This is a genomic window from Glycomyces sp. NPDC047010 (genome assembly GCF_040644205.1).
Classification (GTDB): domain Bacteria; phylum Actinomycetota; class Actinomycetes; order Mycobacteriales; family Micromonosporaceae; genus Glycomyces.
The window spans coordinates 228,965-242,111 of record NZ_JBEYVY010000010.1 but is presented as its reverse complement, the minus strand read 5'-3'; the positions used below and the strand labels follow the sequence as shown (position 1 = coordinate 242,111).

Below are 13,147 nucleotides of genomic sequence, written 5' to 3'. Positions count from 1 at the left end.
TTTCGCCGAGATTAACCGCCCGGAGTCAGAATGGAAAGGCAGCCTGGGAAACTGGGTGTGTGTTCACGACTCGACGCGGACTCCTGGTAGGCGCGGCCGTCCTCACGGCCGCGGGCTGCACCGGGCAGACGGGCCAGATCATCACCGCCGACGCCGACCTCACCGCTGCGCTCCGCACCGCGCGCGCACTCGCGCAAGGAGCAGAAGCCCTGGGATACAACGAGATCGCCGAAGACCACCGGACCCACGCCGCGACACTGGAGCGGCTGCTGCGCCCGAGCTCGGTATCGGAGCAGGAAGCGGAGGCGCCCGCCGACGCGGCCGCCCTCGCCGACGCCGAGACCGCCGGGAGCGCCGAGGCCGCCGAGGCGTGCATGACGACCCAGTCCGACTACGCCGTGCTCTTCGGCGAGATCGCCGCCAGCCGCGCGGCCCACGCGGCGGTGATCGCGTGACCGCGATCGACACCGGCCTGGCCGCCGAGTACGCCGCGATCTACGCCTACGGGGCCGCCGCCGTGCACCTCGACGGCGATCCCAGGGAGCGGGCCGAGGCCCTCGAATCGGAGCACCGGTCCCGGCGCGACGTGCTGCTGGACCACTACGCGGCCGCGGGCGCCGACGCGCCCCCGCCCGAGCCGTCCTACGACGTCGGCGTCATCGGCGACGCGGCCACCGCGCAGGAGCTGCTGACCACGGTGGAGGAGAGCGTGGCGACGACGTGGCGGGCGGGCGTGGCCGCGTCCGACCCGGAGGAGCGGCAGTTGTGCCTCGACATGTACTCGGCCGCGGCCGTCGCGCTCGCGCGGTGGCGGCTGGCCGTCGGCCAGGCCGTGGCCGACCCGTGGCCGGGGCGGCCCGAGTAACGCGCTGACCTGGGATCACACCGAGGACCCATACCGCGTATCCATCATTTGCATACCCGCTATACCCTACTGAGTATCTCTTCACGGTGAAGAGTGTCCCCAGCGATGCGAGGTTGCACATGAGTGTCAAGCACAGCCTCCTGGCGCTGCTCGAACGCGGACCCGCCTACGGGTACCAGCTCCGCTCCGCGTTCGAGAGCGCCACCGGCAACACCTGGCCGCTCAACATAGGCCAGGTCTACACCACCCTCAACCGGCTCGAACGCGACGCGCTCGTCGAGGCCATGCCCGAGAACGACTCCGGCCAGCGCCCCTACCGGATCACCGACTCCGGGCGCCGCCACCTCGCGGGCTGGTTCGCCTCCCCCGTGCAGGCCGCCGACCGGCCCCGCGACGAGCTGACGATCAAGCTCGCCCTGGCCGTGACCACACCCGGGGTGGACGTCGCCGACGTCATCCAGCGGCAGCGGACGGCCACCCTCCGGCTCCTTCAGGAGTACACCCGGCTCAAGGCCGCCGAGGACCAGCCCGAGCTGGCGTGGCGGCTGGTCCTGGAGTCGATGATCTTCCGCGCGGAGGCCGAGATCAGGTGGCTCGACCACACCGAGGCCGTCGTGGCGCGCACCGGCCGCCCCGAGCCCCGCCCGTTCCCCCAGCACGCCGACGAGTCCGAGACCGAAGTCCTCCAAGAGAAGCGGTGACCCCCACCATGTCCGTTCTGCAACTCCAGGGCGTCACCCGCGTCCACGGCGACGGCGACAACGCCGTCAACGCCCTCATCGACACCGACCTGCGCATCGAGGCCGGGGAGCTCGTGGCCATCATGGGCCCCTCCGGCTCCGGCAAGTCCACCCTCCTCAACCTCGCCGGGGGGCTCGACGCCCCGACCTCGGGCGCGGTCCTGGTGGAGGGCACGATCCTCGCGTCCCTGAACAAGAAGAAGCTCGCGGCGCTGCGGCGCCGGAGCATCGGGTACGTGTTCCAGGACTACAACCTGGTCCCGAGCCTGACGGCCGCCGAGAACGCGGCGCTGCCGCTGGAGCTCGACGGGATGGCCGCGGGCAAGGCCCGCACGCTCGCGCACGCCGCGCTTGAAGAGGTCGGCCTCGACGCCAAGCAGGGCGACCGGTTCCCCGACGAGCTGTCGGGCGGGCAGGCGCAGCGCGTCGCCATCGCCCGTGCGCTGATCGGGGACCGGCGGCTCGTGCTCGCCGACGAGCCGACCGGCGCGCTCGACTCCGTGACCGGCGAGGAGGTGCTCAAGCTGCTGCGGCGCCGCTGCGACGAGGGCGCCGCCGGGCTGCTGGTCACCCACGACGCCCGGCACGCCGGGTGGGCCGACCGCGTGGTGTTCCTGCGCGACGGCCGCGTCGTGGACTCCTCCGCGCCGCTGGCCGACGCCGAGACGCTCCTCGAAGGGGCCCAGTGATGTTCGCGAGCCAGCGGCTCGGATTCCGCATCGCCCGCCGCGAGGCGTGGCGCTACAAGGGCCGGTCGGCCCTGTCGATCGTCCTGCTGGGGCTCCCGCTGCTCGCGGTCGCGATCGCGGCGAGCGCCTACGACACCGTCAGCCTCTCCGACGAGGAGACCGCGGAGCAGGTCCTCGGGAGCAACGAGGCGTACATCGAGTTCAGCACCCCCGGGGCGCCGCTGACGCAGCACAGCTGGAACGAGCTGTGGCCGTACTACGACATGGAGGACTACGAGGACCCGGGCCGCGCGGTCACCGACCAGGAGATCCTGGCGACGCTGCCGGTCGGCTCGTGGATCGCCCCGTACACGCCGTACTCCGGCTCGGGGGAGACCTCGCAGGTCGAGACCCCGGACGGGCTCGGGAACATCTTCACGTTCGGTTACAACCTGGGCGACGCGGCCTATGAGGACGCGGGGCTCGTGTACCGCGAGGGCTCGGCTCCGGGCCGCGGCGAGGTCGTGCTGAGCACGGCCGCGGCCGAGTACCTCGGCCTCGGGGTCGGGGACGACCTGTCGGTCGACGGCGGGCGGGGCTCGGGCGAGCACGAGGTGAGCGGCATCGTGGAGATGCCGTGGGACCTGAACGGGCGCTTCGCGATCGGCGGGATGTTCCCCGCCCAGGCGAGCGGCTGGCTGGTGGACACTGACGAGCCGCTGACCATGGACCAGGCCCTGGCGCTCAACGAACTGGGGCTGACCGTCTGGTCCCAGTCGCTCCTGGACACCCCGCCCTCCGGCGAGTACGCGTCCACCTCGATCGCGATGGACCAGTCGGAACTGGCGATCTTCGGCCTCATCGTGGTCGTGGTGATCATGGAGGTCGTGCTCCTGGCCGGGCCGGCGTTCGCGATCAGCGCGCGGCGGCGCACCCGCGAGTTCGCGCTCATGAGCGCGAACGGGGCGACGCCCGGGCAGATCCGCACCACCGTCCTCGCCGGTGGCGTGCTCTTCGGGGTGCTCGCGGCGGTGGCGGCGATCGCGGTCGGCATCGGCCTCATCGCGGTCGGGATGCCGTGGCTGGAGCAGCTGGTCGGCCACCGCAGCGCGGGGCTCCAGGTGCTTCCGGCGCTCCAGGCCGCGCTGGTGGGCGTCGCGATCGGGACCGGGCTGCTGTCGGCGCTCGCCGCCGCGATCAGCGCCTCCCGCATCAACGTGGTGGAGGCGCTGACGGGCCGGGCGGGGCGCCGCAAGGGCTCGAAGCGCCTGCTGCTCATCGGACTGGGCGTCCTGGCCGCGGGTATCGCGGCGGGCCTGGTCGGTGTGGCGGTGTGGAGCGTGCCGCTGCTGGCCGCGGCGATCATCCTGGCGCAGCTGGGTCTGGTCGCGTGTACGCCGTCGCTGCTGACGTTCGCGGCGAAGCTCGGCAAGTGGCTGCCGCTGGCGCCGCGGATGGCGCTGCGGGAGGCCGGGCGCAACCGCGGCTCGGCGGCTCCTGCCATCGCCGCGGTGCTCGGCGTGGTCGCGGCGGGCATGGCGTTCTCGATGGTCGTCTCCGCCGACTCGGTGCGGACCGCGGCCGACCAGGAGCAGTTGCTGTCGCAGGGCGACATGACCTTGACGATGTACAACAACCTCGCGGACCAGGGCGAGGTCGACTGGGACGCGGCGGCGGCCGAGGCCGAGCCGATCCTGGAGTCGCGCATCGGCGACGTCGACCTGGTTCCGGTGACGACGTACACGCCCGATGACGGCTGCGGGGCCGTCGCGGAGGAGCCGGGCAAGGCCGTCGACTGCCAGTGGACGTTCGTGCGGCCCGAGGAGAACCGGTGCCCGTACTGGGCCGTCGAGATCGCCGACCAGGACGACCAGCGGGCGGCCGCGGAGGCGGCGCGCGAGGACGAGCGGTGCGACGAGACGCCGAACGACTTCTGGGGCAGCCTGTGGGACGTCCCGGGTTCGACCGATCCGCAGATCGTCGCGGCCTACACCGAGCTCGAAGGCGAGGAGCTCGACGAGGCGGTCGCGGTGCTGGAGGCGGGCGGGGTGCTGGTGACCGATCGGTTCGCGATCACCGACGACGGGACGCTGACGTTCCAGCAGACGCTCACCGTCTACGAGGAGGAGACGGGCGTCCAGGGGGACGAGGAGACCGAGGAGCGCGAGGTCGCGATCCCGGCGATGTACGTGGACCGGGGGCAGCTCGGCGCCAACCGCGTGTTCTTCAGCCCTGATGCGGCCGAGGAGCTGGGGATGACCCCCGGCGTGTGGCAGCAGGTGTTCCTGGTGGAGGGCGCCGGCGAGGTGGACGCGGCTGCGGCCGAGGGGCTCGCGGCGGACTTCGACCAGGAGCTCGCGGGCGGCGACGTGTGGGCGAGCTTCATGGTCGTCGACTACACCGACGACTTCATGTTCTACTTCACGATCGCCGTGACGGGCCTGTGCGCGCTCATCGCGCTGGGCGCGACGGCGGTGTCGACGGGCCTCATCATCGCGGAGCAGAAGCGGGACATGGCGACGCTCGGCGCGGTCGGGGCGGCCCCGGGGCTGCGCAAGCGGTTCGCGATGTGGCAGACGACGGTGATCGCGCTGTTCGGCGCCGGTCTGGGCACCGTGGCGGGCGTGATCGGGTACGCGGTCATCCGCGAGGCGCTGAACCGGCCGCTCCAGTGGGAGTACCCGTTCCCGAGCCTGTACGGCTGGGAGCTGCCGTGGGCGAGCTTCGCGATCATGCTGCTGGCGGTGCCGCTGGTGGCGGCGGCCGGGGCGATCGTGTTCACGAAGGCGACGCTGCCGAGCGAGCGCCGGATCACGTAGTGCCGCAAGGAGAATGAGAAGGGCCCGCCTGCGACAGCAGGCGGGCCCTTTCGCTATGCCTGGCCCGCGGGGGTCCCGGCGGGGGCGCCCTCGGTCGGGAGGGTGAGGATCTCGAAGCCGTCGTCGGTCACCAGGAGCGTGTGCTCGAACTGGGCGGACCACTTGCGGTCCTGGGTGACGGCGGTCCAGCCGTCGTCCCACATGTCGTGGTCGGCGGTGCCGAGGTTGATCATCGGCTCGATCGTGAAGGTCATGCCGGTCTCGATCTCGACGGTGAGCTTCGGGTTGTCGTAGTGGGGCACGTAGAGGCCGGAGTGGAACGCGGTGCCGATGCCGTGGCCGGTGAACTGGCGGACCACGCCGTACCCGAAGCGGGCGGCGTACGCCTCGATTACCTTCCCGACGACGTTGAGCTGGCGGCCGGGCTTGACGGCCTTGATGCCGCGCCAGGTGGCCTTCCAGGTGCGCTCGACGAGGTCGCGGGCCTCCTGCGAGACGTCCCCGGCGAGGAACGTGGCGTTGCAGTCGCCGTGGACGCCGCCGATGAACGCGGTGATGTCGACGTTGACGATGTCGCCGTCCTGCACCACCGTGGAGTCGGGGATGCCGTGGCAGATGACCTCGTTGACGGAGGTGCAGCAGGACTTGGTGAAGCCGCGGTACCCGAGCGTCGAGGGGTAGGCGCCCAGGTCGCACAGGTACTCGTGGGCGACCGCGTCGATCCGGTCGGTGGTGGTGCCGGGGACGGCGGCCTTCCCGGCCTCCACGAGCGCGTCTGCGGCGATCCGGCCCGCGACCCGCATCTTCTCGACGGTCTCGGCGTCCTTCACCTCGGTGCCGGTGAACGGCGCCGGGCCGGGCTTCCCGACGTACTCGGGGCGGGCGATCGCGTCGGGGACGCTCCGGCGGGGACTCTGCTTTCCGGGGCGCAGGGCGGGACGGGAACTCATCGGGCCATGCTAGCGACGGCGCGCGCGGGGCCCGCGGGGCGGCTGTTGCACCGTTACCGAGACGACGCGCAAAAGTGCGGTTCGCGAGGAGAAAACCTCTTGCGTTTCGTGTCCCGAATGGGCATCCTGAGTTCTCCGGTCCGCTCCTTGAGCAGGGCCGGACCCCGCGAGGACTCTCTCCTACCGAGCCGGCGCGGGGCGCTGCTCCCGCGGTAGTTCCGCCGTCCGGTTCCGACCGGGGCGGCGGTGTACGACACCTCCCGCGGTCGAGCGCCCCGCCTGTCCAACCCAGGCGGCGTGCAGTCGCCCTGCGTCGGCTCACCACCCCCGCGAACGCCGAAGGCCCGCGTCCCCCCGTCAGGGGCGCGGGCCTCTCGGGCGAAGCGGCTAGGCCGCTTCGAGCTCCTTGGTGGGTTCCTCCGCGTCGGCCTCCGCCGCCGCGGCCGCGGCCTCGGGGGCCGTGACCTCCTGCGCGAGCCGCTCCCACAGCATCCCGCCGGAGTGCGCGATCGCGCCGATGATCGAAGGCACGAACGGCAGCACCCAGTCGGCCAGGAAGCCCGTGTGCGGCATGTTGAGCACCAGCATCGCCGAGCCCGCGCACAGCAGGCCCTGGAGGGTGCCGCGCCAGGCCGCGCGGGTGCCGTCGATGACGGCCTCGCGCCGCTCGGTCGCCGGGTCGTGGAACTCCGAGAGCCCCGCGGCGTCCCGGCGGCCGAGGTAGGCGCCGACGACCGCCTGGACCGCCGTGCCCGCGACGACCGCGGCGAGGAGCGTGTTCTTCGTGACGACGTAGATCAGCGCGAACAGGAGCCCGCCGCCGAGGAGCGTCAGGACGCCCCGGATCCAGTCGATCTTCTCTCCGGGGTACCAGTAGTACTTGGTGACGCCCTCGGATATCTGGCGCTCGATCTTGCCCATGTCGATGGCTCCCCTTCCACGGGTGCATGCACGACAGTCATTATGCGTGGCGCTCCGGGACGGGCAGGCGGAATCCCCCGAGTCACCAATGTGGAATTCTGCACATGATGGGCGGGATGTCCGGTTCGCACCCGGCTTGAACTGCCGCTGCTCTCCAGCGTAGGGAACCGCTCGATTGTCGGGAGTCGGCCATCCGACACTCAGTGGACCTTGACGACCGGCCCCGCGAGCTCCCTCAGTTCGTCGGGGAGGTCGGCGCCCATCTCCTCGGCGAGGCGCACGGCCTCCTCGATGAGCACCTCCACGATCTGCGACTCCGGCACGGTGCGGATGACCTCGCCCCTGACGAAGATCTGGCCCTTGCCGTTGCCGCTCGCCACGCCCAGGTCGGCCTCGCGGGCCTCGCCGGGGCCGTTCACGACGCAGCCCATGACGGCCACGCGCAGCGGCACCGGCAGCCCTTCGAGACCGGCCGTGACCTGCTCGGCCAGGGTGTACACGTCGACCTGCGCGCGCCCGCACGAGGGGCACGAGACGATCTCCAGGCCGCGCTCGCGCAGGCCCAGGGACTCCAGGATCTGGTTGCCGACCTTGACCTCCTCGACCGGCGGGGCCGAGAGCGAGACGCGGATGGTGTCGCCGATGCCCTCCGACAGGAGCGCGCCGAACGCCGCCGCGGACTTGATCGTCCCCTGGAAGGCCGGTCCGGCCTCGGTGACGCCCAGGTGCAGCGGGTACTCGCACTGCTCGGAGAGCTGGCGGTACGCCTTGACCATGACGACCGGGTCGTTGTGCTTGACCGAGATCTTGATGTCGCGGAAGTCGTGCTCCTCGAACAGCGACGCCTCCCACAGCGCCGACTCGACGAGGGCCTCCGGGGTGGCCTTCCCGTACTTCTGGAGCAGGCGCTTGTCGAGCGAGCCGGCGTTGACGCCGATGCGGATCGGCGTCCCGGCGTCCTTCGCGGCCTTGGCGATCTCGCCGACCCGGTCGTCGAACTGCTTGATGTTCCCCGGGTTGACGCGCACCGCCGCGCAGCCCGCGTCGATGGCCGCGAACACGTACTTCGGCTGGAAGTGGATGTCGGCGATGACCGGGATCTGCGACTGCTTCGCGATGACCTTCAGCGCGTCCGCGTCGTCCTGCGTCGGGCACGCGACCCGCACGATCTGGCAGCCCGCGGCGGTCAGCTCCGCGATCTGCTGGAGCGTCGGACCGATGTCGGAGGTCCGGGTCGTGGTCATGGACTGGACGCTGATCGGCGCGCCGCCGCCCACCAGGACGCCGCCGACGTTGAGCTGGCGGGTCGTGCGGCGGGGCGCCAGGGGCTCGATCTCGTGATCGTGGCGCTTGGTGGGGATACCGAGGTTCACTGCGGTCATAGAGCTAGTCTCCACCCAGATTCGCTGGTCAGTTGAAGATAGTGATCGGGTTGACGATGTCGGCGGTGATGGTGAGCAGCATGAAGCCGCCCAGGAGGACGATCACAGCGTAGGTCAACGGCATCAGCTTCAAGTAGTCCACTCGGCCCGGGTCGGGCCTGCCCCGCTTGGCGGCCACCCACGACCGGAACTTCTCGTACCAGGCGATGGCGATGTGCCCGCCGTCCATCGGCAGCAGCGGCAGCAGGTTGAACACGCCGATGAAGTAGTTCAGGACCACCAGCAGCATGAAGAACATCGCCCACTGGTCGTACTGGACCATCTCGCCGCCCAGGCGCGAGGCGCCCACGACGCTCACGGGGGTGTCCTCGGAGCGCTCCTCCCCCATGATCGCGTCCCACAGCGGCGGGATCTTCGAGGGCAGCTGGCCGAGTGCGACGAACGTCTCTTTGAACATGTCACCGGTGTAGGTGACGGTCTCGCCGATCCCGGCGATCGGCCCGGCGCCCGCGGCGGTGTAGGGGATCGCGGGGTCGACGTAGACGGTGACGCCAAGGCGCGCAACGGTCTCGACGGTGCCGTCCTCGTTCTCGGCCTCGGCGGCGTAGGGGGTGACCTCGACGGTCTTCTCCGTGCCGTCGCGGTCGACCGTGACGGCCACGGCCTCGCCGGGGGTCAGGTCGGAGACGGTGGCGATGAGCGAGTCCCAGTCGGTGACGGCGGTCCCGCCGACGTTCACGATCTGGTCGCCGTCCTCGATCCCGGCGGTGTACGCGGGGCCCTCGATCTGGCCCTCGGCGCAGTCCCCGGCGGTGCCGGTGGCGGGGTCGCTGGTGACCACGCACGGCGCGACCGTGACCGCGATGTCCTTCTCCGATTCGGCTGCGGCCGAAGCGTACGCGGGGTTGACGCCGATCCCGACGAAGGCGACCAGGATCCACAGCACCACGAAGCCGAGCACGAAGTGGGTGACCGAGCCCGCGGCGAGCACGATCGTGCGCTGCCACAGGGGCTTGCGCCAGAAGACCCGCTTCTGGTCCTTCTCGTCGAGGTCTTCCTCCTCCTCTTCGAGGGGGGTCATGCCGACGATCTTGACGAAGCCGCCGAGCGGGACGCCCTTGACGCCGTACTCGGTCTCGCCCTTGCGGAAGGACCACAGGGTCGGCCCGAAGCCCACGAAGTAGCGGGTCACCTTCATGCCGAACGCCTTCGCGGTGAGCATGTGCCCGAACTCGTGGAGGCTCACGGAGATGAGGATCGCCAGCGCGAACAGCGCGATCCCGGTGATGTAGGCCAGCAAGTCGGTCTCCTTCTAACGCTCGGACGCTGCCAAGACTAGCCGTCGGGCGCTCGACCTCGCCCAGTTCTCCGCTTCGAGGACGTCGGCGACGCTTGAGGGTCGGCCGAACTCGGGTGCGGCGTCGAGGACCCGTTCGATCGTGTCGACGATGCCGAGGAACGGGAGGCGCCCGTCGCGGAACGCGGCGACCGCTTCCTCGTTGGCGGCGTTGTAGACCGCGGGGCTGAGGCCCCCGGCTCGGCCGGCGTCCTTGGCGAGGGCGACGGCGGGGAACGCGGTCTCGTCGAGGGGCTCGAAGTGCCAGTCGGCGGCCTGCGTCCAGTCGACGGGGCGGGCGGCGCCGGGGAGGCGGTCGGGCCAGGCGAGGGCGTGGCCGATGGGCAGGCGCATGTCGGGCGGGGACGCCTGGGCGATGGTGGAGCCGTCGGTGAACTCGACCATGGAGTGGATCACGGACTGCGGGTGGACGACGACCTGGATGTCGTCGTAGCCGATGCCGAACAGCTCGTGGGCCTCGATGACTTCGAGGGCCTTGTTGACCATGGTCGCGGAGTTGATGGTGACGACCGGGCCCATGGCCCACGTGGGGTGGGCGAGGGCCTGCTCGACGGTGACTTCGGCGAGGTCGGCGCGGGTGCGGCCGCGGAAGGGGCCGCCGGAGGCGGTGAGGACGAGCTTGGCGACGCGTTCGGGGGCCCCGGAGCGCAGGCACTGGGCGAGCGCGGAGTGCTCGGAGTCGACGGGGACGAGCTGGCCGGGGGCGGCGGCCTCGGCGACGAGGGGGCCTCCGGCGACGAGGGACTCCTTGTTGGCAAGGGCCACTTGGCGTCCGGCCTTGAGGGCCGCGAGGGTCGGGGCGAGGCCGATGGACCCGGTGATGCCGTTGAGGACCGTGTGGGCCTGCCAGGCGGCGATCTCGGACATGGCGTTCGGTCCGGCGATGAGCTTGGGCATCTTGAAGCCGCCGCTGTCCCAGGCGCGTTCCTTGGCGGCGGCGAACAGGCGCAGCTGGACCGCTTCGAGGGCGGTCGCGTCGGCGACGGCCACGGCCTCGACGCCGAGCTCGACGGCCTGGTCGGCGAGGAGGGCGGGGTTGGACCCGCCCGCGCCGATCGCGGTCACTCGGAAGCGGCCCGGATCGGCGCGGACGATGTCGATGGCCTGGGTGCCGATGGAGCCGGTGGACCCCAGGAGCACGATCTCGCGCTGCTCTTCTTTCGCGACTGTCACGCGGCCATTATCCGCTAGCGGAAAACGACCGTGGAATGCCCGTTCAGGAGAATCCTCTGATCGAGGTGCGCGGCGAGGCCGCGGGCGAGGCAGGTGGATTCGAGGTCGCGTCCGGCGGAGACGAAGTCGTCGGGGGTCATCGCGTGGTCGACGCGGGCGACCTCCTGGTCGATGATGGGGCCCTCGTCGAGGTCGGAGGTGACGTAGTGGCAGGTCGCGCCAATGAGCTTGACGCCGCGGGCGTGGGCCTGGTGGTAGGGGCGGGCGCCCTTGAAGCTCGGCAGGAACGAGTGGTGGATGTTGATGATGCGGCCGGGGAGCTTGGCGCAGAACTCGGGCGAGAGGATCTGCATGTAGCGGGCGAGGACCACGACGTCGATGCTCCCGGCCTCGATGAGGTCGAGGATCTCCTGCTCCTGGGCGGCCTTCCCGCCGGGGCCGACGGGCAGGTGGTGGAAGGGGACGCCGGAGGACGCGGCGAGGTCGGCCCAGTCGGGGTGGTTGGAGACGACCGCGGCGGCCTCGCCGTGGAGGGCGCCGATGCGGAAGCGGTAGAGCAGGTCGTTGAGGCAGTGGCCCTGCTTGGAGGCCATGATGAGGACGCGGGGCTTGACGGCCCGGTCGGTGAGCTGCCAGTCCATGTCGTACTCGCGGGCGATCTCGGCGAAGCCGACGGCCAGTTCGTCGCGGGCGTGCTCGGTCCTGAACTCGACGCGCATGAAGAAGCGTCCGGAGCCGTGCTCGGAGAACTGCTGGGAGTCCTCGATGTTCGCGTCGCGGCGGGTGAGGAACCCGGAGACGGCGTACACGATGCCGAGGCGGTCGGGGCACGAGAGCGTGAGCACGAACTGGCTGGTCATCGCTCCAATGGTACCCGTGCGGCATGCGGGAGGGGACGGGCGCGGCCCGTCCCCTCCGGTCGTGCGGTGCTAAAGGCGCTTAAGCGCCGATGGCGGTGTTGACCTGCTCGATGAACAACGCGGTGGACTCCTCGACGGTGGCGCTGCCGAACAGCAGGCCCTCGTAGACGCCGCGCATGATGTCGGCGGCGGCGCCGGAGCCGACCGGCGGGACCGCGGGCCCCTCCGAGAGGTCGGGGGTGATCGCGGCGATGAAGTCCGCGCCGAGCTTCTGGTCGGCGGGGAGCTGCGGGAGGATGCGCTCGCGCTGGGCGATGTTGGCCGGGAGGCCGCGGTCGCCGAGCATGAGGTCCAGGGACTCGTCGCTGTTGAGCAGGAAGTCGATGAGCTTGCCCGCGGCGGCCTTGTCGGAGGTGGTGCGCGCGGCGGACCAGAACATGGCCGACTTCAGGAACAGGCCCGTCTGGGAGCCGGTGAACTCCCCCGGCGGGCGCAGCAGGACGAGATCGGAGCCGAGCACGGTCTGGATCGCGCCGATCTGGTTGGTCCAGTAGAACTCCGAGGCGCCGGTGCCGGTCGCCAGCGGCGACTGGTCCTGGCCCGCGGCCGCGTACTCGACGATCTGGGAGGACTCGGGGATGCCCCCGGCCGCCTGGAGGTCGAGGACGAGCTGCCACCACTCGTTCATGGTGCCCTCGGTGAACCCGAGGGTGCCCTCGTCGGTGTAGAGGCTCTCGCCCTTCTGGCGGGCGAACACGTTGAACAGCGACTCGTTGCTCAGGGAGAGGCCGGAGCTGCCGATCGCGTCGCCGCCCGCGGAGACGGCGGCGGTGAAGGTGAGGAAGTCCTCCCAGCTCCAGGCGGTGTCGTCGGGCATGGCGACGCCCGCGGCCTCGACGATCGCCGGGTTCACGAGGAGCGCGAAGGCGTTGACGCCGGTGGGGATGCCGTAGGTCTTGCCGTCGAACTGCCCGGTCTTGAGGGTGGCCTCCTCGATGTTCGACAGGTCGACGTCGAGGTCCTCCAGGGCCAGGAGGGCGTTCTTGTCGGCGTAGTCGCGCAGGTAGCGGTCGTCCTGCTGCATCACGTCGGGGGCGTTGTTGCCCGACACGGAGACGTTGAGGGCGTCCCAGTAGGCGTCGAACTCGTTGGGGCTGGGCTTGATCGTGATGCCCTCGTTCTTGGCGAGGAAGGCGTCGATGATCTTCTGGGTGTACTCGTGGCGGGGGTCGGAGCCCCACCACCAGAAGTCCAGTTCGCCGTCGCCGTCGTCACCGCCGCCGCCGTCGTTGCCGCAGGCCGCGAGGAGGGGTGCGGCCGCAGCGCCGAAGATCCCGGCTTTGGCGAGCGTCCTCCGCGAGACGCCCGAGGGGTTGGGTTTGCGCATTCTTCCGTCCTTTCAGGACTATGTG

At 70.9% G+C, this 13,147-nt stretch carries 12 protein-coding genes; 5 read left to right on the top strand and 7 right to left on the bottom strand.

The window, feature by feature from the left end:
* Positions 1 to 59: 59 nt before the first annotated feature.
* The 5 genes from AB0A65_RS20770 to AB0A65_RS20750 all read left to right on the top strand — a co-directional run bounded on the left by AB0A65_RS20770 (position 60) and on the right by AB0A65_RS20750 (position 5,092).
* Positions 60 to 455, top strand: coding sequence for a hypothetical protein (locus AB0A65_RS20770; protein ID WP_359953435.1), 396 nt, complete (start codon positions 60 to 62; stop codon positions 453 to 455).
* Positions 452 to 865 carry a DUF4439 domain-containing protein gene (locus AB0A65_RS20765; RefSeq protein ID WP_359953433.1) on the top strand — a complete coding sequence of 138 codons (414 nt, stop codon included), beginning with the start codon at positions 452 to 454 and terminating at the stop codon, positions 863 to 865. Before AB0A65_RS20770 ends, AB0A65_RS20765 begins: the two co-directional genes overlap by 4 nt.
* A 119-nt stretch (positions 866 to 984) precedes the next feature.
* A complete protein-coding gene (locus tag AB0A65_RS20760; RefSeq protein ID WP_359953432.1) occupies positions 985 to 1,566 on the top strand; it encodes a PadR family transcriptional regulator in 582 nt (193 codons plus the stop codon).
* A gap of 8 nt (positions 1,567 to 1,574) precedes the next feature.
* Positions 1,575 to 2,294, top strand: coding sequence for an ABC transporter ATP-binding protein (locus AB0A65_RS20755; RefSeq protein WP_359953430.1), 720 nt, complete (start codon positions 1,575 to 1,577; stop codon positions 2,292 to 2,294).
* The gene (locus AB0A65_RS20750; protein ID WP_359953429.1) at positions 2,294 to 5,092 is read left to right on the top strand and encodes an FtsX-like permease family protein; all 2,799 of its coding nucleotides are present in this window, start codon (positions 2,294 to 2,296) and stop codon (positions 5,090 to 5,092) included. Before AB0A65_RS20755 ends, AB0A65_RS20750 begins: the two co-directional genes overlap by 1 nt.
* A 53-nt stretch (positions 5,093 to 5,145) precedes the next feature.
* Here the strand turns inward: AB0A65_RS20750 and map are convergent, their stop codons facing one another.
* The 7 genes from map to AB0A65_RS20715 all read right to left on the bottom strand — a co-directional run bounded on the left by map (position 5,146) and on the right by AB0A65_RS20715 (position 13,122).
* Positions 5,146 to 6,042, bottom strand: a complete 897-nt coding sequence (gene map / locus AB0A65_RS20745) for a type I methionyl aminopeptidase (protein ID WP_359953428.1) — start codon at positions 6,040 to 6,042, stop codon at positions 5,146 to 5,148.
* Between the two features lie 387 nt (positions 6,043 to 6,429).
* Positions 6,430 to 6,963, bottom strand: a complete 534-nt coding sequence (locus AB0A65_RS20740) for a hypothetical protein (RefSeq protein WP_359953427.1) — start codon at positions 6,961 to 6,963, stop codon at positions 6,430 to 6,432.
* Positions 6,964 to 7,163: 200 nt separating this feature from the next.
* Positions 7,164 to 8,345 (bottom strand): flavodoxin-dependent (E)-4-hydroxy-3-methylbut-2-enyl-diphosphate synthase, encoded by a 1,182-nt coding sequence (gene ispG, locus AB0A65_RS20735; RefSeq protein ID WP_359953426.1) that lies wholly within the window; start codon positions 8,343 to 8,345, stop codon positions 7,164 to 7,166.
* A gap of 28 nt (positions 8,346 to 8,373) precedes the next feature.
* Entirely contained in the window at positions 8,374 to 9,642 is a 1,269-nt protein-coding gene (locus tag AB0A65_RS20730) for a site-2 protease family protein (protein ID WP_359953501.1), read from the bottom strand.
* Positions 9,643 to 9,657: 15 nt separating this feature from the next.
* Entirely contained in the window at positions 9,658 to 10,842 is a 1,185-nt protein-coding gene (gene dxr, locus AB0A65_RS20725; RefSeq protein WP_359953499.1) for a 1-deoxy-D-xylulose-5-phosphate reductoisomerase, read from the bottom strand.
* 47 nt (positions 10,843 to 10,889) lie between these two features.
* Positions 10,890 to 11,735, bottom strand: a complete 846-nt coding sequence (gene purU, locus AB0A65_RS20720; protein WP_359953424.1) for a formyltetrahydrofolate deformylase — start codon at positions 11,733 to 11,735, stop codon at positions 10,890 to 10,892.
* A gap of 79 nt (positions 11,736 to 11,814) precedes the next feature.
* Entirely contained in the window at positions 11,815 to 13,122 is a 1,308-nt protein-coding gene (locus AB0A65_RS20715) for an ABC transporter substrate-binding protein (protein ID WP_359953422.1), read from the bottom strand.
* Positions 13,123 to 13,147: the final 25 nt, after the last annotated feature.